This window comes from Paenibacillus sp. V4I9, from assembly GCF_030817295.1.
Classification (GTDB): Bacteria; Bacillota; Bacilli; order Paenibacillales; family NBRC-103111; genus Paenibacillus_E.
The window spans coordinates 6113825-6138354 of record NZ_JAUSZE010000001.1; the positions used below are offsets into that span (position 1 = coordinate 6113825).

Consider the following 24530-nt stretch of genomic DNA (forward strand, 5'->3'; position numbering starts at 1 on the left):
GTTTGTCAAGTAATCGTCTTTTTTATAAAAAAATAAACCCCTATCTAGGAGTTCATTAATATAAGCCTATCCATTGGGATCTAAAGGTAAAATAAGATCAACCGTTGTTCCTATATCGATCTGACTCTTTATATGAAGTCTCCCGTGGTGTGCTTCAATGATTTTTTGGCTCACCATCAATCCTAATCCGGTCCCTTTTTCTTTTGTCGTATAAAAGGGTTCTCCTAACATCGCTATTCGTTCTTCCGAAATTCCACACCCCTGATCAATAAACCGAATAACGAGTTTATCGTCGTCTACCTTCATTAGAATTTCGATAGTACCGCCTTCTGACATCGCTTCAATCGCATTTTTAAGAATATTAATAACGACCTGTTTTAATTGATTTTCTTCACAATTGATTAACGGAATGTCCGAATCAAATGTCGTATGAATTTGCACATCATTAAGAATTGCTTGTGTGTCAAACAGCGAGATCACATCATGAAGAATTTTGCGAAGATCCTTCATCTCAAAACTTACGGCCTGCGGCTTGGCAATAACCAAAAACTCGCTCACGATATAATTAATTCGGTCTAATTCAGTCAACATGATTTGAAAATACTCATCATAATTATCCGTTTTGGTTTGTAATAATTGAACAAATCCTCTAAGAGAAGTTAATGGATTTCGAATCTCGTGAGCAACTCCGGCGGCTAGCTGCCCCACTACCGATAGTTTTTCTGATTTAAGCAGAAGCTCATCTGTCCTTTTACGTTCGGTGATGTCTTTAGCGATACCATAAACGCCATCGATCTTATCATTTATGATAATAGGAACCATCTTTAAGTTTAATTCGACAAAGTAGCCTCGTTTATTCGTAATGGCGACTTCGATGCTGTTTGATTCACCTTTTGTCGACGCTTCAAACAAATTTAATGCTTTAAAGTGATCACCGTCTACCATAAAATGACAAAAGCTTTGATGAAGCAGCTCTTCCTGCTGATAGCCCGTAATTCTTTCTGTAGCTGGGTTCATATTAAGTATTCGTCCATTAAGATCCAATTCAAATATAGCATCGGGGTTATTTTCAACAAGGGACTTATAACTCTGCTCTCTTTCTTCCAACATACGTTGGGCTCGTTTACGCTCAGTGATATCCCTACATATAAGCTGTACGGCCGGTTTACCTAAGTAGATAATAGGTACCGCTATGACCTCTACATCAATAACTTGACGATCGACGCGAAGAAATTTCTGCTCAATGGGAGCTGCCGGTACCCTCTCCTCTTCGAGAGGCCTAATTCGTTCTTTGGCAATGTCAATATAATCGGGATGCACCAAATTCATTACGGGATAATCAATAAGTTCCTCTGGGCTAGCTGCGCCAAATATTTCGGCACCGGCAGGATTGATATAGACTATTTTCCCTTTACTGTGAACAACTAACGGTTCTGGTGAGTGTTCTACAAGTATTCGGTATCGTTCATCACTTTCCGTAAGGGCCTTTTTCAAACGTGTTACCCACAAATATAGAACCAATGCTGTAAGAAAAACATAAAATAGACCCTTAGTTGAATGAATAGTGATTGCCCCTGATAAGTTAAGAATGTCCATAAATCTATCGGACAGGATAATCCATAGACTTCCCAAAAGCATATAGACCAAAGAGATTTTAAAAGGAGTTCTAAAATTAAGTGCCTTTGACCAATTATGCATATATTTCTTCCTTAACCTTCCTTTTTTCACTCTAACTGAACACACAGGATAATTAACTAGCGGTCATTATATATAGACGAATTTGATTATAGCATTTATTATTCAAAAAACTTATTGGTTTTTTATTCCATTTAATAAGTCCTTTAGTAAACAAAAAAAGGAGCTGCCGATTAGCAACTCCTCTACTTAACAATTATTTAGATTTGGTCGTTCTCTTCTTCCTGATAAATAATATAAAAGACAGTTAGTTTAGTCAGCAGCAGCGGCCGTTGGTCGCGGACTTAAGGGAGATGCCACTCTTGGCTTGTCATCCAACACTCTTGGTTCCGGACTTACCGGCACCGCTCTCGGCTTGTCATCCAACACTCTTGGTTCCGGACTTACCGGCACCGCTCTCGGCTTGTCATCCAACACTCTTGGTCCCGGACTTACCGGCGCCGCTCTGGGCTTGTCATCCGACACCGTTGACTGCACCCCAACGGATGCCGCCGGTCTCGACTTCTCATCCGAGGGAGTTGTCTGCGGTACTACGGAAACGGCCACTTTCGTTGTCTCTTCAGAAGCCGTCACATTTGAATCTACAGAATCCTGCTGTTTTACTTTTTCTTCGGTAACTGCCGTACTTTGCAATGGTGTAGATGTCGAACTGTCCTTAGGATTCGTTAACGCGCACCCACTTATGAAGATAATAGTTGCTATCCCAAGAAACGACCAACGATACGAATTTGTTTTAAATTGTTTGATCATTTTAATTCTCCTTTGCAGTTGTATTTTGCTTCCTGTTAAATTTACATTTCCAACAGCTTGAACAGGTCGCGAGAAATTTTCCAACAATTTGATAAGCGTATATCCATAGTCCTGGCTTTTATCAGGAGTAAGGCAGCTGAGTGCGAGAGCATCACTTGCGATTTCCTGATCTTCCCGCATTCGACGATATGCATACCAAAGAATTGGATTAAACCAATGTATAATCAGTAGAGCATGCATGAACCAATTGACTCCAATGTCATTACGCTTGCTATGAGCCAGTTCATGTAGGTACACATGCTGCAATTGATCGTCATTCAAGCTGTTTAAAATGGTTTTGGGCATAATCAATTGGGGTTTTGCAAGACCAAATAGGGTTGGTGTTGCCAAATTGCAAGATTCAACAAGAGCAATGGTTTTATTTATCGACATCATTTTTTTACATTGATTGAAAAGCCCCAGTACTCTTTCATCGGTTATCGCAACCGTTTCATTTTTCATTTTTCGGGCAAATTTCCTGTTGATCCGGATTGTATATATCCCCAAAAAACACACGCCAACCAGCCATACAACAACTAAATTCCGGTAAACAGAATAGGCAGCAGTTTCCGATACAACAGCTCTTGTAAGTATTTCTTCCTGACTAACTTGTACAGCCGAATGAACGGCATCAGTGTAACCGATCCAATTATAAATACTGAATTCGCTCTCTGGGCCCCATGGCAAAATTAAGCGTACAATAACCAACAGCCACATCAAGTAATGCCATCTTGGTTTTAAACGATGTCTTAGCACTTGCTGCATCACTATAATCAGCACAACCAAAACACTTGCCATAGTCGAGACTGACCAAACCCAATCAAAGAGATCAATAAGGTGTTCCGTTAATCGCTTCACATTCACCCTGCCCTTTCCTCCACCCTGTCAAAGAGATAACAGCTGGCATGATGCAAACCCGCAAATCCTTCATTTTGTTTTTTAGAAGTCAAATACAAAGTTGACGAAATAAAAAGCTGCTCGCCATAATATGGCAGAAGCAGCTTTGAGTTTATTATTTGTTTTATCACACTAAGTTCATTAACTTTCTCACTCGAACTTCCAACTCAACGAGAGAGAACGGCTTCGTCATATAGTCGTCAGCTCCCATTTGAAAGCCCTTGGCTAGATCATCTTCCTTCTTCTTACCTGAAAGCATAAGTACTTTCATGTCTTGAACGGTTAGACGCGGATCTTTCTTTATCTGCGACAACAATGAGAACCCATCAAGTTTCGGCATCATTCCATCGAGAATACAAGCATCATAGGTATTGGCGAGCAGCAAGCCGAGTGCGACTTCACCATCGGCAGCATGGGTAATTGTAATTGGTAAATGCTCTAAATGTGAAGTGAGAATCGCTCGTAAAATCGGATCATCGTCCACAATGAGCAAATTTTTCTTGTCAATTTGCGGACTGGCAGCCAACTTAAGTTGCTCTGTTCCTTCATCCTCTTCCAAAGCGCTAACAATCCTATCCCTGCCTTGTTGCTTAGCTTGGTACATCGCATCATCAGCCTTAGCCACCCACTCCGCAACCGTCATCCCCTCATGCCACTCTGCAACACCTGCTGAAAAGGTGATCGAGAAGGTTTGTCCCTCGTACTGTGCAACTGCATTTAAACGTACTTTATTAAGTATGGATTGCATGGTTTCAACTGCCTGTTCCACCGTTGTATTCGGAAGGGCAATAACGAACTCTTCGCCGCCAAAACGTGCTAACAGGTCTGTCGAACGCAAGTTCACTTGCAGCAAATGAGCCAAGCCTTGGAGCACCAAGTCTCCCACGTGATGCCCATAAGTATCATTAATCCGTTTAAAGCAATCAATATCAATAAAAACAAGCGAGATTGGTGCCGGATAGCGCTCAATACGCTGTAATTCCATACCAATTTGAAGATCAAAATAGCGACGGTTGAACACCCCGGTCAGCGGATCACGGAAGGCAAGCTGCTCGAAATTTTTTGTTCTTTTGAGCAGCCCATAGATTCTTGCGGCCAATTCCTCGTATTGAAATGGCTTCGTCACATAATCATCGGCTCCCAAGTGAAAACAGCGGACTTTATCATTCAAATCGTTACGTCCCGACAATACAATAAGCGGTAACCATTTCAATGTAGGATCTTCTTTGAGAAATTCAAATAGCTCATAGCCAGACTGAGGATGCATCATGAGATCCAGCGTCACCAAATCATACGTATGTTCACGTAATAACTTCATAGCGCTCTCCACATCGGCTGCTTCATCAACAATACAATCATCGAGTTGAAGACGACGGGTCAAATAAGTGCGCAGCACCTCATCGTCATCCACAAGCAGCAATCGACTCTTCATGGACCCCAGCAAAGAGCCGCCTCCAGGATCCTGCTGTTCATCCATCTGGATTTCCGTAACACCGATATCATATTCCATATTCATTTCACGAAGTGCTTGTTTACTGCGTTCTGCGCTTTCAATTATCGGGTTGATCGCCAAGAGTAACTCTTCTCCGTCATTATCCATGGATTGTGTCCATTCCCAGGCTCGAACCATATCCTCAGCCAGTTTACCGATCCGGACATAACCAAAAATAGGTGCACTGCCTTTAAGCGTATGAACAATGCGATAAAACTGTTTTAAATCATCAGCTACAGCCGTTGACTGGACCGTATCAAGCAGCGAGTTAAGCTGTTTAAGCTGCTTTTCGAATTCACGAATAAACAGCTTTCTTCCTTGTCTAAGAATTTTTGCATCTCTATCCGATTCTGACTTGGAGTCCTTCAACCCCTCTAGATTCGTATTACTCATGACAGCCAATCACCCTTTTTTATATATAAAATAATCTCTATATAGTTCGAATTAACGTTGTAATAATTGTCCGACCGTATCAATTAATTGAAGAGGGCTGAATGGTTTAACAATATAGGTGGTTACGCCTGCTGCTTTGGCTTTTTCTTTGTCCTTTTCTAAGGCTTTAGCCGTCAGCAAAATAACCGGTATATCCCGATTGGCATTATCGCTATGCCGCAGCCATTCACAGACTTCAACACCCGTCCGCTCCGGCATCATATAGTCAAGTATGATAAGATCGTAGGTTTCTTTTTGCAATTGCTCCATCGCTTGTTGACCATCTTCAACTTCCGAGATGGCATAACCTTCATCAGAAAGAGTTTCAGTAAGCAGAAAACGTAACGCGATTTCGTCATCTGCAAGTAATATTTTATAAACATACATGGCGTACTCCTCAACCTAAATAAATTAACTTAATTATAGCATCATGCATTCTGGCAGGATAGGAATTTGTCGAAATAAACCGAACTTTTTACTTATTTTTTTGGGCTGAATAGGCTATCCATGAGGAGCTATTAATCTCTTTGAGCCCGCTAATGGTTTCCCAGATATAAACCCAGCCTTCACGCAAGCCATTAACATCGCTGACCCACACTCTTTCATATTCATTAGAGGCACCGGGACCGTTGTAACCCTCCAGAATATCCATCGCTTGCAGCCCTTCCTCTGTTACTTCAAACCACTCGCCAATCACTTTATGAGTCCCTTCCGTAAGAGCAAGAGCTGGATAGAGTCCTACATCATATAGACGTCCAAATATCGTACCCGGTTGCACGGAGAGTAAAAAAGGTGCAGCAACATGATGATTACTCTCTCCCGCAAGCAATGTGCCATAAACGAATACGGAAATCATAATGACTCCTCCTACCTAATCGATGAATTCAGATGTTTCACATTTAATTCCATTAATTCGCTGAGACATGAAAGCATCCCTTCTCTCAAGCGCACAAAAGACATATCCTGATTCCTGACCTGCCTGCAGCTTCAAAGTCGCCGGCATCGGGACCGGTGATTCTGCAGAGGTTATTGGAGACGATGTTTATATCAGGGCTACCTACGCCGATTCGAAGGGTTACAGCGATTTGAACAAGATTTATAAAATCGAGTTAAAGACGAACGAAACGAAGAAAATCGTGAACACGGAGGTAAGCCGTTTCCGGATTTTGGGAGAGAAGCTATATTATATCAAGGATATGGACAATGACTTATATTCATCCGCTCTTGACGGAACAGGCGAGCGTAAGCTGTCCGAAAACGCCGTATCCTGGTTTGACGGGATTGACGACAGCGACAGTCTTGGACTTTTTTTCTCGCCCATGGCTATCGCTGTTTTTAATTTTAGGCACAGTCTACTACTTATTTTTTGGAGTCTGAAGGTTTTGAATTCAAAAATCCGCGAGGAATCAACATTTCCAGTCTAATACTAATTTTTTTTGACAGCTACTTTTTAGTTGGTCGCCTCGGCAGTCGTCTTGAGGTCGGCAAGCCAGGCATCGAGTGAGGACGTGAGTGCCGCGCGCATGCCGTCGGGGTCGGCTGCTACTGGCGGACCGTCCCATGACTCCGTGGTGTGCATAACGACTCCTTTGGGGGTGGGAGTGATGGTCCAGACGTGGATGCCCTCGATGCCTAGTGCTGGTCCCCCCCAAACGATACGCCGCATGGGATCAACCTCTCGGATGGTGGAGACGATGGGTAGCCCATGCGTCTCCCACTGGAAGGTGCTTCCCACCGCGATTGGACCGGATAACCGCGCCTGTGAGACATTTTTCTGCCAAGTTGGCCACTGGTCGATGCCAGTCTGTATCCGCCATACGGGTTCCTGTGGAGCGTCGATTTCGATGGAAAGGTCGACGATGACCTGGGCGTTTCGGTCGACATCGATGGTGGCCCGTACCTGTTCTTCCGTGATTGCTGCTTCCGTCCCGCCCGTTGCTCCAATTACAATTGCTTTTTCCATTGTTATCAGCCTCATTTCGTTTTCTTAATTTATTATTGATCAATCACTAACTTAATCCTCTACTTACGTTCCTTTTAATTCGGGTACACCAATGGCTTCCGCGATGCTGCATAGCATCCTTCTAGCCAAAAATAACATCTTTCTTTCTTCGGGATTCATGATTTCTGCGCCTCGGCAGTCCTCTTGAGGTCGGCGAGCCAGACATTGAGCGAGGACGTGAGTGCCGCGCGCATGCCGTCGGGGTCGGCTGCAACTGGCGGACCGTCCCAGGACTCAGTGGTGTGCACGACGACTCCTTTAGGGGTGGAAGTGATGGTCCAGACGTGGACGCCCTCGATGCCTTGTGCTGGCCCCCCCCAAACGATGCGTCGCGTAGGGTCGACCTCTCGGATGGTGGAGACGATGGGTAGCCCATGCGTCTCCCACTGAAAGGTACTTCCCACCGCGATTGGACCGGATAAGCGTGCCTGTGAGACATTTTTCTGCCAAGTTGGCCACTGGTCGATGCCAGTCTGTATCCGCCATACGGTCTCCAGTGGTGCGTCGATATCGATGGAAAGGTCGACGATAACCTGGGCGTTTCGGTCGACATCGATGGTGGCCCGTTGGGAATCATCAAAGGGACCCGCAAAAATGCCCACACCAATCAGAATGATTATCAGCAGAAGAAAGCTCATTGTGAATGTCTTTAAATTAAACGATCTAAACATCATATTTCATCTCCTTAATGTAATTGATTGATCAATTATTTTGTGCTGCCTTACTATCCTGCAATGCCAAAACAGTCGAAGTAATCCCCTCCTGGAACGGCGTCGCAGTGATCGGTCCGATGAACCGTTTGTATTTTTCTCCACTTAAAGTCAGCGGCTCTTCGGTTAAATAAAGCATCTCGACGACTTCTTTCATCACGGGCACGCTCATACCTATCAACGATAAACCTAATTTTTTCAGCGGAATGACCGGTTTAACATGGCCGCTTGCCGTTTGTGCAATCCGTACGATCTCTCGCCCCGATATAAGCCCAGCACCCGGTATATTCCAGTTCTGTCCATATGCGAGGTCTTTACCTGCCAGCTCAGCAACCATCGCAGCTGCATCCGGTAAATAAACGAATTCGCGGGGAACATGCATGTTGCCGACGAAAAAAGCCATTTTGCCGGCAGCTATCGCTTCCAGGGTTGAACCTAAATACGAGGCTTCATTAGCCGTAGGTCCATAATAATCAGGCAAACGAACAATCATTACTTTTGCCTTAGTCCATCGATTACTTAACAACATCCGTTCATAGTTCAGGCGTACTTTTCCTTTTATCGTATGAGGCTTCTTTGGATGTTCTTCCGTGACAAGATCCATCTGTTTTCTCCCATAAGGATAGATCCCATCAATCGCTACTACTTTAATCGCAAGCCGTTCTGCCGCCTCCATCACTGATTCGCCTAGCGGAATCAGTTTATTCACCATCTCGTGGTAGGGTACGTTCGCGCAATGGAACAATACGTCAGCACCGCCTGCTTGAGCTACAATGTCGTCAGGAGACATTGCGTCCCCAAAGGCGAGCGTCAAATGCTTCGGATTTCCAAGTTTTTCAGCAAACTGTTCCAATTTCTGGCGTGAACGTCCAAACGCAATGGTTGATACCCCCCGTTTGACAAGTTCTTCCGTGATTGCTGCTCCAGTCCCGCCCGTTGCTCCAATTACAATCGCTTTTTCCATTTTCATCAGCCTCATTTCGTATTCTTAATTTGTTATTGATCAATTACTAACTTGAGTTCATCTTATCATTTTGTTATTGATTGGTCAATCACTAAATGGGAATTTTTTTTATGAAGGAGACTCTCTTTTGCCTCCCTTACGTTTCTTTTAATTCTTTCGTTCGGAAAAATCGGAATATATACGGCTGCGATATTGTAGCTCGTTCAGCAACCTGTGCTGTAGTTGCTCTGTAATAACCGGTCTCGGCAAACACCTCAATTGCGGCGGAAACAATTGTGAGAATATCCGCAAAGAGCTAAATGCATTTTCATGCACAACAATATATAATGTCTCAAAGAACTGTTTTACTACATCCCTGAACAAAAAAAGTGCTTAAACATTGACGTCCAAAGTCAATGTTTAAGCACCAAAAAATTCCTCAATTTTGAATTGCAGCATCAAACAATGTAGCTAGTTAAACAAAATCAATTACTCATTAATATATTTACGCACTTGATGAGTGAAAATCTCTTTACCAGTTAGATCAATGCCAATGATCATGTACAAGAAATTAGACATTCCCACTATCATGGAGGTAACCTGGCTGACGAAGGACGAAATTGAAAAATTGGAGTCCGATCACTTTGTTATAAGAAAGCGATTCTTCTGGCTTCCCCACTATCGTTCAGCTCCGCCAAGTATAATATCCAAGTGCCGAGAAGTGTCATATACCGTCTGCAGAGGACTTTCTGCGTACAGACCGACTTCAGCCGTTACCGTATCGGTATACCCGATATCCTCTAACGCCGATCGAACTGCCGTCCAATTGACATCGCCCGAGAGCAGCGGGACAAAACCATTGCCTGTGCCTACACTTGGTCGGTAATCCTTCACATGCACTTTGAAAATACGGGAACCAAGAATTTTGATCCACTGTTGTGGATAACCGTTATGCAAAATATTGCCTACATCAAAATAAACCCCGACATAAGAAGACTGCAAATCGTCGACATAAGCACGCATTTCAAGTGGCGAAAGCAAAAATTTGTTCCACACGTTTTCGATGCCAATGCGAACGCGACGTCTTTCTGCTTCTTTCACCAGCAAAGCTAGTTCCCCACAGCTGCGGTTATAACAATCGTCGTACGAGGTTTCCTCGTTGACGGCTCCAGGCACGATAAGCACCGTATCAATACCTAGCAGTTCCGCTAGCTCAAGCTGTTTCTCTACAACGCGACGCCCCTGCTCTCGTACAGACGCGTCCGCCGAAGATAGCGGAGTATGCCACAGCAGAGAGGTAGACAAGCTTCGCAGCTGAATACCGAACTCTTTTGCCATGCGGCCAATCTCCTCAGCTTCCGTTGCAGTCGTCTCCATGGTCAAGCCAACACCGCCTAACGGATTGACATTCAGTTCAACCGCGTCATAACCAGCCTCACGGCTAATCGAGAATAACTGCTGAAGCGGCATTCCTTCAGGGAAGCACCATTGATTTACTCCTTTTAACATGCCTTAACCTCCTCGTGTATTTCAAAGTGGAAACATTCGTACTCTTATGCCGAAGTGATCGTTATCGTTCGCTTCGCAACCGCCGAATCATTCGCCGCCAGCGTAACCTCAAGCGTCGCTGCCGCTTCACTATAATCACCAAGCACTAGTTCCTGCAGTCCTGTTTTCACAGCTGCGACAAACGCCCGATTCTGCTCGAGGTAAAAATCCATCTCCGACGTCAAAGTCACGTCTTGCGTGTCATCCACAATCCGAACCGTCATTCCACTTATTGACACGTAGAAATCATGCCCGAAAAACTCCACGTCCCCGCGTCCAATTTGACGAGACAAGCTCGTATTGCTAATCGTGCCAAGTGCTCCGCTGCGTAGCCCGAAAGATACGATACCCACATCATACACGGTTGCCTCAGGATAGATCCGATGGATGTGTCTCTGCTCATAGTTCGCTTGGACGTAGTCAAACTCACCGGCCAAATAACGAATCAAGTCCACTTGATGTGTCGATTGCTCTACAAGTTGGCCGCCCGAGCGATTCATGAGCCTCCACCAACCTACTTCCGGCATGCCGCCAATTCGGTACGCGATCACCATATCTACTTGCTTATCAGCCAAATACTGCTTTGCCTTCTGCACAGTATCCAGATAACGCAAGCAATAGCCTGACGAATGAATAATACCCGAATCGCGAATGATCTGTTCTTTACGACGTACCTCTTCCATATGTAAGCCGATTGGTTTCTCCGATAACAGATGTATGCCCCGTGCTGCAGCCGCTTCTTCAATCCCTTCCCTAGCAAAAGGCGGCGTACATATATAAAGCGCATCGATAACTCCCGCATCCATCATTTGTTCCACAGTTTCGTACGTGTTTGCGCCGAAAGTCTCAGCTATCTCCCTCGCCCGATCCGCGTTCATGTCGCATACGGCCGTAATCACTGCGTCATCGATTTGCTGCAATGTTTTCATATGGTACTCTGCCATGCCGCCTACACCGATAAATCCAATTCTTACTTTTTCCATCCGTCGTGTCCTCCCTAAGTGTTTACGTTTACTCCATTAGCATATCGAATCAGAAAGCGCTTGTATTTAGGGAAACCGAACCACAATTTACGCAAAACGCAACTAGTCCAACATCGAACCGTGCTGCAACCGTTGACTTTTCCGCCAAACGGTAGGCGGGAGACCTTCTTGTTCCTTAAACCACTGTGAAAAGGAATGCAACCTGAAAAAGCCTACCTGCTCGGCGATTTCACGTATATCCTTATCTGTTGAGCTAAGCAGCCATTTTGCCTCCTGCAAACGACACTGCTGCTGATATTGCTTTGGGCTAACGCCGTACATTTGTTCAAAAACGCGACGAAAAGCGGCCTCCGTAAAACCGGCCATCTCTGCCAAATCAGAAATGTGAACCGATTCCTGCACATTTTCACGAATGTAGTCAGCCGCTTTCGTCACCGTCATCCCCTGCAAATCCTGCTGCGAATGTTCAAGTAAAAAAAGCAGCAGCACTTCCATCCATGCCGAATAATTGGCTTGTTTTTCCTTTAAGAACGACGCTTTCATCCGCAGCCACTCCCGGAACAATCGCTCGAATCGCTCTTTGTCCAATCTGGATAAAGCAAGGAATAAAGGCGAGCTATCTGCGCCGCCCCCGTAGCCAGTAAATCCGCTGCCTCCTAGCTTCGCAACCAGCTCCATCGTACGAGCCGTTACGCCCTGCAGCAAAATAACCCCGAACCTCACATTCGTCACGGCTTCAAACCTGTGTGACAAGTCTGACGGGATAATGACGATATGCCCTGCTTCCATCCAGCTTCGCCTCGACCACTCGAACAAGCACCGTCCTTCCAGCACGATACTGATTTCAACAGCCGAATGACGGTGAAATCCATCATCATAAAAATCGGCATCATGTGTGCCGATAAAACTTCGTATATCCAGCTCATCTTGCATTTGTCTTGCACCACCTCCAAAAAGCGATCGGACGCTTGCTAACGTTTTCTTTCTTTTTAATTTCAAGAAATTAAAAACATTTCCTTCAATTTGACGACAATTTATACTAAGCAGGCTAACGAAAAAAAAGCAGCACCTCTAGGGATGCTGCTTCTATGCTTGATTGGCTGTTAATTCGCGTGTTTTCACGATGATTTTGCGGATGCTGTCTTCCGATAAATGAAAGACTTTGATTAGTTCCATCACAGTGGAACCAGTTTGGTACAACCGGAAAATTTCTCGATTTCTGCGCTCAATGATAATACGTGTTCCGTTATTTTCTCCCCATCCAGCGCGCTTCTGCTCTTTCTTAGGGATATATACAATTTCACCTTGGATATATTCTTGTAATTGTTTTAATAGGTTAGGGGGAAGAACGTCTTTCCCGTTCTTGTAACTCATGGATGAAAACCTCCTCAAATTGTCGAGCAAAGTTAAACTTTGTCTGATTTGCAGAGAGTATCTTCATCGCCCCATAACCTCCTACCATTCTCAAAAAATGGAATAAAAAAAACACGATCATAATCGTGCCTGTCGGTTGTATATGCAATTATACAATTCAGGTGAACGGTTATTCCACGAATGATATTCAGTTAGGAGACGAGTACCTCTGCGGCGGCCGCAACATTCATCGCTACTGTCATTGTGTTCATTAAAAAGCACTCCTTTCACCAGATAGTTTAATTTTTGAATTTGGGTTGGAGAGCAAAGTCTCTCCTAATTTATGGTGTTCACTACGTGTTCACATTCTCATTATATGTAAAAAGCATCTCGCTGTCTACTCATTCAGGAAAAATATGCGGGGGCCTAGCGACCCCCGTTTGGAACGATGGACTCTGCTTACGCAGAGACCACCTCTGCTTTTGTTGTAATCACTTTGATCACTCCTTTCCGAAGTAATTAGCCGGCCGGCTACCTTTATATTTACTCATATTTCCAGCTCGTTCTCAAGTGAAAGAATGGTTATATTCGTTTTCTCCTAGTTACAACATTCCAGAAACGATTGAAGTGCGGTTTGAAATTTAATATTGAGCATTATTCTTTCGGTACGGTGAACCTTATCACAAATAGATACAACTTTTCAGAGACAATTGAAGTGAGGTTTGTTGTGTGAGCACTAGCGTCTATGCTTGGCGCTTCTTTTTTTTTGACTTAGTTAAAAAATTCAGTGTTGATTTTCTTATTAAGTTAATGGCTAGTTTAGCGCAATGTAATATTTTTGTTTTAGTTAAACACCACCAAGCAATGGTATAATGTGGGTATTAATCATTTTATCGAAGGGTGTAGTTTAATTGAGAACAAAAACAACAAAAAGTAATGTTCCGAAGGAAGTTCACTTACAGCGATTAAATAACATAAACCGAACATGGTATTTAGCATATGAGGAGTGGTTAGACAATCATCCCAAGAAATACGAAGTAGGGACAAAATCCCAGATGTCTAATAATGCTATTAATTTGTTGGCAGCTTACCCGGATATAAATGCCGAAAATTTAGACATTAGAAATATCGAAGAGTTTGTGGGCGGTGTAGCTAGGGCTTCAAGTAATAACAATAAAATCTATTACACAAAAAATTTCTTGGTGTATTTAGTTGAAAATGGCACAGAGTTATCCTTTTCGCCTGATGTGCTAAACAGCTATCTGTTTAAAAATAATGAATTGAAAGATGATTTCCTTGAGGAAAGACAATCCTTAACAATTGAGCAAATCATTTTAATACGAAATGAGTTTAAAACAGATTCTGTGCGCCTTTTCGTATTTGAAATGGTGTATCAGTATGGCTTAAAACTGAGCGAATTGCACCAATGCATTGAAAAGAACTATGACTTTGAAAATCGCACCTTTCAACTAAAGGGTAGGAGTCAGCCGGTTCAGGTAAATGAACGAATCCATCAAATAATTATTAACAATAAAAAAGTGTTAAAGTTGGTTAATAGCAATACGAACCAAGAAAGATTAAGCGATATTGGCAAAAGGCTTCAGGAACTAGGCCTTATTGATAGAATAGTTCGTTGGAAAGACGTTGAAGAAACTCGAAAAATCAATTTCTTTAAATGTCCGATGTGTCGAGAGATTTATGAGAATACTCCTGATAACTGGGCAATAATTCAATATGAGTCCGATGAAACCGAAACCAAGTGGATAGTGTGCAAAAAAACATGCGCCCAAGGTACCAAAAAATGAGCAAAGTTAAGGTTTACGACATCGAAGCAGGATTGCCGCTGTATGTAGTTAAGGATAAGACCACTGTTCAAATAAAAGAGAAGAAGGATGTTGAAATAAACTCGTTTTATACTGACCTTGGAGAAAAGCAAACAGAGCTTGAACAGCAGAACATACAATATGACGTAGCTAACGATGACGATCCTATACCTGGCTGGGTCAAGGTTAATTCAGCAGTCGGTCAGTTCGGAGAAATTCTTGCCATGAAACACTTAGAAGTCGAGTATCCTGGTATGGTTAAGCTTGTATCGGGCAATGCCAGAATAGGTTACGACATTGAAGTTTATATAGATGGCGAAACACACGCGTTTGAAGTGAAAACTACGACGCAGAACAACAATAAATTTTACATCACCCAAAACGAACTAAGGGTTGCTAATAAAAAGCGAAATGGTTATCATATCATGTTTATCAAGATTGACGATGACGAAAAAACCATTTCTGGGCATATCATCGATAACCCAATTGAAACGCTGGAGATTGATTATGTAGTAATAACCCAAATGACAAGACTTTCGAACATTGAAATAAAAGCGGATCGGTTTATCGTTAACATCAACGAGAGATATATCTTGAATAAAGAAAGGATTCTACTAAACTCGTATATTTCAAAAGTAAGAAAACTATTGAACAAATGAGGAAAGTAGATTAATTAGCTTTTTATCATGGGGAGCGTAAACTATGACAGAGATAAAAAGGGGCTTGCTACCCCTCATTTTGATTCTTCGTCGGTGGTTTCGTTGTCTGAGGCTTCATACTCTTGGACCATTTCAGCGAGGATTTTGATAAAGTCTTGATAATATTCATTATTCATTTAACAACAACTCCTTTTTAATTTAAAGGAGTTAGTATATGGGTTGCTATTCTTTTATGGCTTCTTTTCTTGGACTGCATTGAAAATTTACCAGAAAAATGATCATACAGATACAGCAAATTATGCTTAAGTAATTGTATTTCTTAAGTTGACCTTTAATTGGGACTAATCAAATGCAACATAAATTCTTTCCACCTAATTTACAACAAAACTGTAAGCATAAAAAAAGCAGACCAATACTTAAACTCACACAAAGTTAAGTAATGGCCTGCTTTATTCTTTTATTGGCAAGGATTATGTACATGGCACAGAAATTCATCGATAAGACAGTAAGTCAAAATTATACATTAAACAATCGCAAACAAACTGTAGATATGACGTTCAGAGACGACAGGACAGCACGAAATCAGCTTAAGCAATCATAAACGATACGAACTATGCAGGACGATTTATAAAGCGCTGGAAAGCGACCTGAGCTATTGCTTGCTCATTGGTTAGAATAATTCGAATCAAAATAGTATCTCTTAATTAATGGGCTTAATTTGTTCAAAATCATTGCATTAGTTTACTGTAACTGTAACATACATGAGTGTAACGATACAGCGCCCTATGCCAGATTGGAATTTTTCTATTTCGTTACACATTACATTTAATTAACATCTTTCTATACAATTTTAGTCTATTTGTTTTCCCCGTTGTTTAGTTTCATAGATCGGTTCATATAATTCTTAATGAGATCTATTTCAAAGGGGATGTAGTAGATGGGAAAAATGTTATCGGAAGCAAAAATAAAGGCACTTGAGAAACTTAGTATTCTAGAAGTAAATACCGAAAGGATTCATCCAGCACAAGACTTTATGAAGAATACAATAATTTATGGGTATCTTGATCCGAAACAAAATAATTGGGTATTTTTAACAGGTGATTCGAATCTTGAAAGAGATGTGCTTGATGAGGATGAAGCGAGGAACCAGTTTGGGTTTGGAGAACTTCAAAGAACTGCTCCAATTCAAGAACTAACACCATCAATTATTAGAAAGTGCTATGAGAGCACCACAATTGTTAACACAAAAATATTATCTAATGAACTGACTGCATATATTGCTGAATTCGTTTATTTGGATGATGCTAACCAATACAGACTTCTTGCGACTTGGATTATGGGCACCTATCAATTTAAATGTTTCACATACTATCCTTACCTTTGGCTAAATGCAGAAAAAGGAAGCGGAAAATCAACACTTCTTAATTTGTTGAGCAAGCTCTCCTTCAATGGTTTGCTGTTGGATGCAGCTTCTTCGACGGCTTCACTCTATCGTATGATCGAGTTGGCTTCACCAACATTGTTAATTGATGAATTTGAGATGATGGACAAAACCAAAGCGACTGATTTAGGTAGTATCCTACGTTCAGGATTTCATGCAGATAGCAAGCTCTCTAAGAGCAAGAAAAACAAAGATGATTTCGAGCCAGAACTGTTCGGCATTTATTGCCCTAAAGCCATTGCTAGTATTAACGACATACAAGATACACTTAAAGAGCGATGTATTACCATTCGAATGCTTAAAAAGCCTAAAAATGAAGAACGGAGCAAGTTTAATTACCAGGAAGAAAAAGGAAGAATCCAAATATTCAAGGAAAAATTATTTCGTTTTGGACTTATGCACTCTTCGGAGATTACTGCAAAATATGTTGGTAAAAGCTCAAATATTCGGCTACCTGACCATATCAGCGATAGAGAAAAAGATTTATGGCAACCTCTAATGACTATTTCTTTTCATATTGACTTAGAGCATGCAACTGATTTTACAGGTGAACTTTCTCAGATGATGGACAAGAGTTCAGAACAGAGAAAATATGAAAATTACCTTGACCATGAAGCAACGAAAATGATTGTTTTCTTATATCGACTTACAACGAAACTGAATCCAGATCATGAAGATGATTCGGATTCATGGTATTCCAATGATTCAATTTATCAGTTCTTTATTTCAAAGGAAAATAGAGAATTAACTGGATTTGTAGGACGGACTGCTCTTGGAAAGAAGCTAGCAAATTTAAATTTGGAACAAAAAACAATGAACAAAGGAAAAACAAGGCGCTATTATAATATTACATCTAAAATAATTGTAGAGTTGGCTGACCGTTATGACATACCAAACGAGTATTTGTACATGTAACATGTAACAACTGGAAAATAATATATTGGAATTGTTTGTTTACACAAACTTATGAATCGGTGATGGTAACATCACCGATAACTCTTTTATTCTGAAATCTTCTTTAGAAGATAAAGAATAAAAGAAGAAGCCTAAAGATAAACCTTTCCTACCTTCCCCCTATAATCCCCCTCCCTTACTTTTTACGTTTGCTAACTTTATAGAGCCTGTTGGTAAGCTCATTAGTTATCAAAAAGAATTAGCACAGCATGAGAGCATGTTTAGAAACTCATCGTAGCTTCCTAAGGGCTTTCAATAGCTACACGATAAATTAATCGTATAAGCATTATAAAGTCACTCTAGACCAAAATAGACATTTCTGGAGCATGTTAAAATAAGCATTCCAAACTGTAAAGTAAATACAAATTCAAAAACCAGCCCTTCGACTGGTTTATTTGCGTTTCTTTTCATTTGTGCTGCTAATGAATTTGACGTTTTTAAGTGCGTAATCCAGAGCCATATTGATCAATTCATTTCGTGAGCGGTCACTTTGTAATGCTAATTCATCTAATTTGTCAGCAATGGCTTTATCTACTCGTATGGTTATCGTTACGGACTTTTCTTTAGGTGTCACAATAAAGTCGTCATTATTCATTTTGCTTTCACCTCTTACACCAGTATAGAAACTGTAAGAGAATGTCGATAGAACACATTATGCAATATATTTTAATTACAAATTACCGGGTGCGTGATAAAATGCTATTTACAGATATTCTCAAAACAATTAGCTCAGCATGGGAGGAATTATGAATAAGACTTTTTGGAAGACGCTTATTATTCTGTCGTTATTGTCTATCAACGTCATTCTTGTCACATTATTTATTGGAAAAATAAACAGTAACAACACAGCATCTCAAAGCACTGCTATCAAGTCTGAAATGATAGTGCCAGAGATAAAAAACACAATTTCTATAATGGGGACTAAGCTCAGCATACAGGCAAATACAAATTTACCTGACGGAACGATAGTGAAATATAATCTGTGGCATTTAGATAAGAACAAGGTTAAGACTAGCATCGAGCAGACAGCAGTCGTACAAAACACAACACTTTCAGGAGAAATTGCTATAGATGCATCTATAAGTCCTCAAGAAATGACTCTGAATACGGAAGTATTTCTTAATGGAATTGATCAGCCGGATAATGTTAAGCAAATTTTAGGTGATAAGGGTCAATATATGTCCGGAAGTAACGTCAAATACTTGGCTGAATATAAGGCATTATTATTTCAAGACAAGATTCATTATCCAGACCAAGCTAAAACAAGGGCCAGTTTAACAGACGAAGATCGAATTAGAGCGGCGGTTGATAAAACTGCGACTGAACTTAAAGGATTACAAATTTATAAGAGAAATGGAAAGTATGCAGTCGAAGCAAGCTACGATTTAGTAGATGGTCCATATTTAAAGAGTGCTGCTGAGAAAGTTGCTCGTGATTTTACTTTTGCGGCTTATGCTACTGGCTTACCAATTCTGCGGACATCCATTCAGATCAATAAGCCTGACGGAATAATGGGTCTTTTAGTATCTGTTGGCAATAATCAAGCAATTACACAGCCAGCCAGCACTTGGACTAACTCTCAAGTAGGTCCTACTATCTTTATGGATTGGGTCAAGAAAAATGAGAGTCAAGATTATAAGAATATTGATAATCATACAATCGCCAAATACAATTTTAATTAGCTGGAAGGAGTCATTTAAATGGATGCCACTAAGACAGGAAATAAACGGATGATGCCATGTAAAGATTGTGGAAACAGCATTTCAAAAAAAGCTGAGGTATGTCCTCATTGTGGAGTGAGGCATAACACTCATCCTGTTGTTTTCTATAATGTTATAATGATCATAATAGGCTTGATTATTGGATTCCTTATATTTGTCTCTCGTCAATGAAGAACGTGTACATTTATTTTTCTTTACAGAAAGATATGTTTCAACTGAATATGAGGAGTTGAAACGATGGATACGAAAGATAAATTGATAAGTCATTATGTCAAAAGTGTCAAAGAAAAAGACCAATTACTAAAAAAGCTGAGTATGAACACATTGCCGGAAAAAGACTTACATAAGCTGCTTTTGCTAAACTGTGAACTGAATGAGCTTGTTGGCAAGATGATTGAAGCAGGACTAATACAAATCGAAATTACAGAGTAATCTATTATTATTAACGATACGTCATTGGCTTACAGTCGATGTAGTATCGTTTTTTTGTCGTTTTCAGAACTTCGGACACATGGTATCATATGGATATACGTCTAGTGTCGGAAGGTGTCGTCATATGAAGATCAGTTCAAAAGAGCTTGTGAATAAAATGGAAGCTACTCTAAATAATATTGGTTACGATCTAAGCAAAGCGATTTTTGAGCTTGGTCAAGTAAGCAGATCAGAGCAGAGAGATCGAGGGGAAACATTTTCAATAAATGAACACCTGAAAGGTCTGATCCTCTCCATGTTAAGCAATCAAAGACCTTGGGGACCAATCGTTCAGAATATGGACAAAATAACCGACATCTTTTTCGGCTTTCAGCTTGATAAGATCAAGCAATCGGATAAAACTGTGCTAGCTAAACAATTGAAGAACATTAAGTGTGGTAATCGGTCCATTGATAAGCAGATGGAGAACCTAGATTATAACATTCGTATATTTGAGCAAATTGAAGTTGTTTATGGTAGCCTTGATCAATTTGTGGTAAGTGACACTCCGGATAACATTGCTTGGGAATTAGGGCAAGGAAGAAAATACAAACTAAAACAGATGGGCTATACATTGGCTCTTGAATATTTGAGAAATGTCGGTGTTAAGGCAATCAAGCCTGACTTACATATTAGACGAATCATTGGTGATGAAAGGCTAAACTTTTGCAGCGGCTATCCATCAGAAATTGAAACTGTCAAAATAATGGGTGTTATTGCTGAGGAATCAGGTGTAAATCTCACTTACCTGGATAATTTAATGTGGTTGTACTGTGCACTCGATTATGCCAATATCTGCGGCAGTGACCCAAAATGTAATTTGTGTGAGCTTCAACATTATTGCAATATGGGATTATCAAAGCAAGCAGTATAAAAAAATGCCTATGAGCCAACCAGATCAACGGCTCTTAGGCATTTTTTGTCCAAGTAATTGTAATTAATTGGACTGTTTTTTAAGTAGCAATTATTCAATTGGAACAACTTTTCGTTCGCTTCCACCCCACTTTTCATCTTGAATAGCCAACCATTTATCTAAAACTTCCCTATTTATACTTTTAAAGTTACACAACTGATCTTCAGACTCATCATTTAAAATATCAAAAAACTGATAAAATAATGCCTCACTACATGTTTCAAATAAGTAGTCACCTATGTCCGTATCAAACTCAGGATAATTACTTCCTGTCATATAGTTAATTAAATTTGTCATATTATTTCGTTCTTCATCAGTAAACAATGTGAATAGAAAATAATGGTGTGTTAATAAGATAGTTTTCAAGGAAAAGAATCCTTTTTTTTCCTCTAGTTCTTGCTGCACTCTCTTTTCACGCTCTAACTTCTGTTCACTTAATACAATCGATTTTACTCTTTCCAGTAGCGGTCCACTAATTGAAATGTCTAAAGTATATTTGCCATATTGGTTATTCTCATGTTTATTTTCCGTCTCAAGTAATACACTTGATTCCCATTTAGAAGCAAAACTCGTTAGCTGCTTAAACGCTTTCTGCACACTTTCAAATTCACTTAATAAGTTTTCTGGTTTTAAAGCATGTAATGTGAAGCATCTTTCAGTTGAGATCTTCAATTGTTTCTTTATGATCTCCATTATTACTGGACTCAGACGAATTGATTTTTGCATCATTATGTATATGCCCCTTTTGTATACTGGCTTGATTCGACAGGCTCTTCCTTTTTCATATGAAATCGTCATGATGCTTAACTTTATGCATGTCCAAGTAGCAATTTATATGTACAAAAAATCTCCTGCTTAGTAAAATCACCATATGGTCTTATGTGGTAATTACCTACAGGAGGTTCACTCTATGAAACACATAATAAAAAATGTTGTTGGTTACGTTCGTATCAGTTCTGATTCTCAAAAAGATAACACATCAATAGCCGAACAAAAGAAACGAATACAGGCATATTGTACCAGTCAGGAATGGAAATTAAAAGAAATTTTTGTCGATGAAGCAAAGTCTGGCTCAAAGATAGACGAAAGAATCGAGTATTCTAAAATGCTTGATTTTGCTCGTGACAAAGAAAATGTAATTGATGCAATCATTGTCATTAAATCAGATCGCATTCACAGACACTTAAAGAATCTACTGATTATGATCGAAGACGATTTGCAACCACATGGTATTGCATTTATTAGCGTGTCTGAAAACTTTGATACCTCACTGCCACAAGGAATGTTGACGTTACAGATGCTTGGTAGCTTTGCAGAATTTGAACGGAACTTAATCAATGAACGAACAAGATCAGGACGCATTGTTACAGCTAGGTCTGGCAAGTATGCAGGAGGTAAAATTCCTTATGGCTACATTTTAGCTGACGGCAAGTTTGAAATAAACGAGCATGAAGCAAAAATAGTGCGTGAGATGTTCCAGATATATGCTGAGGGTAAAAGCTATGGTTATATTGCAAAATATATTAGCTCATTACAAAAACAGTCTGGGAGCGATTCTGGAAGCTGTGATGCCAATAAAACATGGTCAAGGACTTCGATATGCTATATATTGCGAAATTCATCTTATACTGGTTTGCTTAGCTATGACGGTAAGAAAGAAAAGAATCAAATCCAAGTAAAAGCTTCAATACCTGCTATTGTGTCTAAACAGCTTTTCAATAAAGTTCAAGCACTTCGAGAACAAAAAAGAAAGACGAGTACTTAGTCATGGAAAGAAATAAACGAACACTTACGAATTCAAGCACATTTAATCAAAATACCTCAGATTAAATTCAGTCAAGTAACTGAATGATCTGAGGTTTTCTATTAGAAATAACGTTAGTTAGATTCTTACTTTGAAAAACGGAAAGAAATGGAATTTATCTTAAGTTTAGCATTTCAATCGGCCTAATATAATTACTAATGTCAACATATTAATTTTAAGGAGGAAATAATAATGAGTATAAGGGTTGCTATATACACTCGAGTTAGTACAGAGGTACAAGTAAATGAAGGTTATAGTTTAGAGGAACAAAAAGAGAAGCTATTAGAATATTGTCAGACTAAAGGCTACAGTGTAGCTAATGTTTATTCAGACGAAGGCATTAGTGGGAAAAATCAAAATAGGCCTCAACTTCAAAAATTGCTCGATGATAGCTCTAAAGACATATTTGATCTTGTATTGTTCTGGAACGTTTCAAGATTTTCTCGGAGTACAATGGATTTGGTAAATATTGAACATCAACTATCGAAAAATAATGTTACTATCAAAAGCTATAAAGAAAGTTTTGATACTACAACCCCATCTGGAAAAGCTAATTTTCAATTATGTGGAGTTTTTGCTGAATTTGAACGAAGTAGAATTGTTGATAATGTTACTATGGGCCACACTAGAAGAGCTAAAAATGGTAAGCATCATGGAGGTCAAATCTTCGGCTATGACAATATTAATAAAAAACTTATTATAAATGATCTTGAGGCAAAAATAGTGCAACTAACATTCAAATGGTTTTTAGAAGGATGTGGAATTAACGAGATTAGAGATCGAATAAATAATCTAGGTATTAAAACAAAGAGGCAGAAAGAATTTAGTGCCAACTGGGTAAGTTTTGCTTTGGCGAATTCAACGTATAAAGGGTATGTCGAATATGGCAGAAGATCAAAAAATAAGTCAAATGAAATTATTTATGTTAAAGGTGAACATGAAGCTATCATCTCTGAAGAAGAATTTGAAAAGGCACAAGACAAATTAGCATTAAGGAAAACTACCGAAAAGAGAGTTACAACTGCAGGTCATCTTCTAGCAAGTCTACTAAGTTGTCCTGATTGCGGTTCAAAAATGTATCATCATATTGCAAGTAAACAAAAGCCAGATGGTTCTTATACTTCCTATTATGTATGCAGCAAATATAAAAAGAATGGTACATGTACATCGAAAACAATAAACGCAAAAAAGATGGAAGAAATAATAATAAACAGAATCAATGAAATAGTTCAAGATAAGACAATTATTAATAGGGTAGTAAGAGAATTGAACAATGGAAATACTATCGATTTAGGACTTTTAAAGAACCAGCTCAAACAAGTTGAAAAAGAAATAAATGAATTTGAACAAGGGAAGAAAAACATCATGATAGAATTTAGCAAGAATAGACTGGATATTGAGACTTTTAATGAATTGAACGATCTGTCAGTTGAGCAACTCCAAAGTTGTTTCAATAAAAAACAAATACTAGAGATTGAATTGTCGAGATCAGTTAAATCATATGTGAATCTCGACAACGTCAACTCAGTCTTTAGAAATTTTAGTGAAGTTTTTAAAAAATCAGAAAAGAAAATTCAAAAAAGACTCATCAATTCTTTGGTTGAGAAAATTACTATTAACAATGATCGCACTTTTAGTCATATAGCATTTAGATTTGAAGTGCCTTTGACTATGCCCAATGATGTTATTGAAGAGGATGTACAGAGTGTTGTAACAAATAAAAAATCGTTATAAAGATTCTTTCCTAGGAGGGGTGGTTCTGGGAAACAGAATGATTGGAATGCTGCTAAAAGTGCACGAAGAACCTAGAGCATAGCTGCCTAGGAAGTAAAGCAGATACTGCATAATGCACTCAGAATCATGGAGGAGGTCTAGAATTGGATCATTACCTGCAGAAGGT

The 24530-nt window shown here is 39.9% G+C and carries 23 protein-coding genes and 1 pseudogene; 9 read left to right on the forward strand and 15 right to left on the reverse strand.

What is annotated here, in order from left to right:
• Positions 1-66: 66 nt before the first annotated feature.
• The 5 genes from QFZ81_RS28215 to QFZ81_RS28235 all read right to left on the reverse strand — a co-directional run bounded on the left by QFZ81_RS28215 (position 67) and on the right by QFZ81_RS28235 (position 6161).
• On the reverse strand, positions 67-1698 hold the full coding sequence (locus QFZ81_RS28215) for a PAS domain-containing sensor histidine kinase (protein WP_307605504.1): 1632 nt from the start codon (positions 1696-1698) through the stop codon (positions 67-69).
• Positions 1699-1947: 249 nt separating this feature from the next.
• Positions 1948-3348: a M56 family metallopeptidase gene (locus QFZ81_RS28220; RefSeq protein WP_307605505.1), complete on the reverse strand. Its 1401-nt coding sequence runs from the start codon at positions 3346-3348 to the stop codon at positions 1948-1950.
• Positions 3349-3508: 160 nt separating this feature from the next.
• Positions 3509-5266, reverse strand: coding sequence for a response regulator (locus QFZ81_RS28225; protein ID WP_307605506.1), 1758 nt, complete (start codon positions 5264-5266; stop codon positions 3509-3511).
• 51 nt (positions 5267-5317) lie between these two features.
• On the reverse strand, positions 5318-5692 hold the full coding sequence (locus QFZ81_RS28230) for a response regulator (protein ID WP_307605507.1): 375 nt from the start codon (positions 5690-5692) through the stop codon (positions 5318-5320).
• Positions 5693-5780: 88 nt separating this feature from the next.
• Entirely contained in the window at positions 5781-6161 is a 381-nt protein-coding gene (locus QFZ81_RS28235; RefSeq protein WP_307605508.1) for a gamma-glutamylcyclotransferase family protein, read from the reverse strand.
• 229 nt (positions 6162-6390) lie between these two features.
• On the opposite strand from QFZ81_RS28235, the gene QFZ81_RS28240 reads away from it, so the two are divergent.
• The gene (locus tag QFZ81_RS28240; RefSeq protein WP_373463725.1) at positions 6391-6729 is read left to right on the forward strand and encodes a DUF5050 domain-containing protein; all 339 of its coding nucleotides are present in this window, start codon (positions 6391-6393) and stop codon (positions 6727-6729) included.
• Positions 6730-6755: 26 nt separating this feature from the next.
• On the opposite strand, the gene QFZ81_RS28245 is transcribed toward QFZ81_RS28240, so the two are convergent.
• The 8 genes and pseudogenes from QFZ81_RS28245 to QFZ81_RS28280 all read right to left on the reverse strand — a co-directional run bounded on the left by QFZ81_RS28245 (position 6756) and on the right by QFZ81_RS28280 (position 12865).
• Positions 6756-7268, reverse strand: a complete 513-nt coding sequence (locus tag QFZ81_RS28245) for an SRPBCC family protein (RefSeq protein ID WP_307605509.1) — start codon at positions 7266-7268, stop codon at positions 6756-6758.
• Positions 7269-7423: 155 nt separating this feature from the next.
• Positions 7424-7981, reverse strand: coding sequence for an SRPBCC family protein (locus tag QFZ81_RS28250; RefSeq protein WP_307605510.1), 558 nt, complete (start codon positions 7979-7981; stop codon positions 7424-7426).
• A gap of 28 nt (positions 7982-8009) precedes the next feature.
• On the reverse strand, positions 8010-8981 hold the full coding sequence (locus QFZ81_RS28255) for an SDR family NAD(P)-dependent oxidoreductase (RefSeq protein ID WP_307439208.1): 972 nt from the start codon (positions 8979-8981) through the stop codon (positions 8010-8012).
• Between the two features lie 151 nt (positions 8982-9132).
• A pseudogene (locus tag QFZ81_RS28260) lies at positions 9133-9264 on the reverse strand (helix-turn-helix domain-containing protein); the annotation flags it as partial.
• 374 nt (positions 9265-9638) lie between these two features.
• Positions 9639-10469, reverse strand: coding sequence for a sugar phosphate isomerase/epimerase family protein (locus QFZ81_RS28265; protein ID WP_307605511.1), 831 nt, complete (start codon positions 10467-10469; stop codon positions 9639-9641).
• Between the two features lie 44 nt (positions 10470-10513).
• The gene (locus QFZ81_RS28270) at positions 10514-11491 is read right to left on the reverse strand and encodes a Gfo/Idh/MocA family protein (protein WP_307439204.1); all 978 of its coding nucleotides are present in this window, start codon (positions 11489-11491) and stop codon (positions 10514-10516) included.
• Positions 11492-11593: 102 nt separating this feature from the next.
• Positions 11594-12424, reverse strand: a complete 831-nt coding sequence (locus QFZ81_RS28275) for a helix-turn-helix domain-containing protein (protein ID WP_307605512.1) — start codon at positions 12422-12424, stop codon at positions 11594-11596.
• A gap of 153 nt (positions 12425-12577) precedes the next feature.
• Complete coding sequence (locus QFZ81_RS28280) at positions 12578-12865, reverse strand: CD3324 family protein (RefSeq protein ID WP_029194044.1); 288 nt, start codon at positions 12863-12865, stop codon at positions 12578-12580.
• A gap of 890 nt (positions 12866-13755) precedes the next feature.
• On the opposite strand from QFZ81_RS28280, the gene QFZ81_RS28285 reads away from it, so the two are divergent.
• The 3 genes from QFZ81_RS28285 (at position 13756) to QFZ81_RS28295 (ending at position 17682) form a co-directional block, all read left to right on the forward strand.
• On the forward strand, positions 13756-14649 hold the full coding sequence (locus QFZ81_RS28285) for a hypothetical protein (RefSeq protein WP_307605513.1): 894 nt from the start codon (positions 13756-13758) through the stop codon (positions 14647-14649).
• Positions 14646-15326, forward strand: a complete 681-nt coding sequence (locus QFZ81_RS28290) for a protein NO VEIN domain-containing protein (RefSeq protein WP_307605514.1) — start codon at positions 14646-14648, stop codon at positions 15324-15326. Before QFZ81_RS28285 ends, QFZ81_RS28290 begins: the two co-directional genes overlap by 4 nt.
• A 937-nt stretch (positions 15327-16263) precedes the next feature.
• Complete coding sequence (locus QFZ81_RS28295) at positions 16264-17682, forward strand: hypothetical protein (protein ID WP_307605515.1); 1419 nt, start codon at positions 16264-16266, stop codon at positions 17680-17682.
• Positions 17683-18112: 430 nt separating this feature from the next.
• Here QFZ81_RS28295 and QFZ81_RS28300 read toward each other — a convergent pair whose 3' ends face one another.
• Entirely contained in the window at positions 18113-18316 is a 204-nt protein-coding gene (locus QFZ81_RS28300; RefSeq protein WP_307605516.1) for a CopG family ribbon-helix-helix protein, read from the reverse strand.
• 151 nt (positions 18317-18467) lie between these two features.
• Here QFZ81_RS28300 and QFZ81_RS28305 point away from each other — a divergent pair, with 151 nt between their 5' ends.
• The 3 genes from QFZ81_RS28305 (at position 18468) to QFZ81_RS28315 (ending at position 20787) form a co-directional block, all read left to right on the forward strand.
• A complete protein-coding gene (locus QFZ81_RS28305) occupies positions 18468-19403 on the forward strand; it encodes a hypothetical protein (RefSeq protein ID WP_307605517.1) in 936 nt (311 codons plus the stop codon).
• 276 nt (positions 19404-19679) lie between these two features.
• Positions 19680-19874: a hypothetical protein gene (locus QFZ81_RS28310; RefSeq protein WP_307605518.1), complete on the forward strand. Its 195-nt coding sequence runs from the start codon at positions 19680-19682 to the stop codon at positions 19872-19874.
• 124 nt (positions 19875-19998) lie between these two features.
• Positions 19999-20787 carry a hypothetical protein gene (locus tag QFZ81_RS28315; RefSeq protein WP_307605519.1) on the forward strand — a complete coding sequence of 263 codons (789 nt, stop codon included), beginning with the start codon at positions 19999-20001 and terminating at the stop codon, positions 20785-20787.
• Between the two features lie 90 nt (positions 20788-20877).
• Here QFZ81_RS28315 and QFZ81_RS28320 read toward each other — a convergent pair whose 3' ends face one another.
• Entirely contained in the window at positions 20878-21555 is a 678-nt protein-coding gene (locus QFZ81_RS28320; RefSeq protein WP_307605520.1) for a hypothetical protein, read from the reverse strand.
• Positions 21556-21736: 181 nt separating this feature from the next.
• On the opposite strand from QFZ81_RS28320, the gene QFZ81_RS28325 reads away from it, so the two are divergent.
• Complete coding sequence (locus QFZ81_RS28325) at positions 21737-22591, forward strand: recombinase family protein (protein ID WP_307605521.1); 855 nt, start codon at positions 21737-21739, stop codon at positions 22589-22591.
• A gap of 231 nt (positions 22592-22822) precedes the next feature.
• Positions 22823-24364, forward strand: coding sequence for a recombinase family protein (locus QFZ81_RS28330; protein WP_307605522.1), 1542 nt, complete (start codon positions 22823-22825; stop codon positions 24362-24364).
• The last annotated feature ends 166 nt before the right edge of the window (positions 24365-24530 follow it).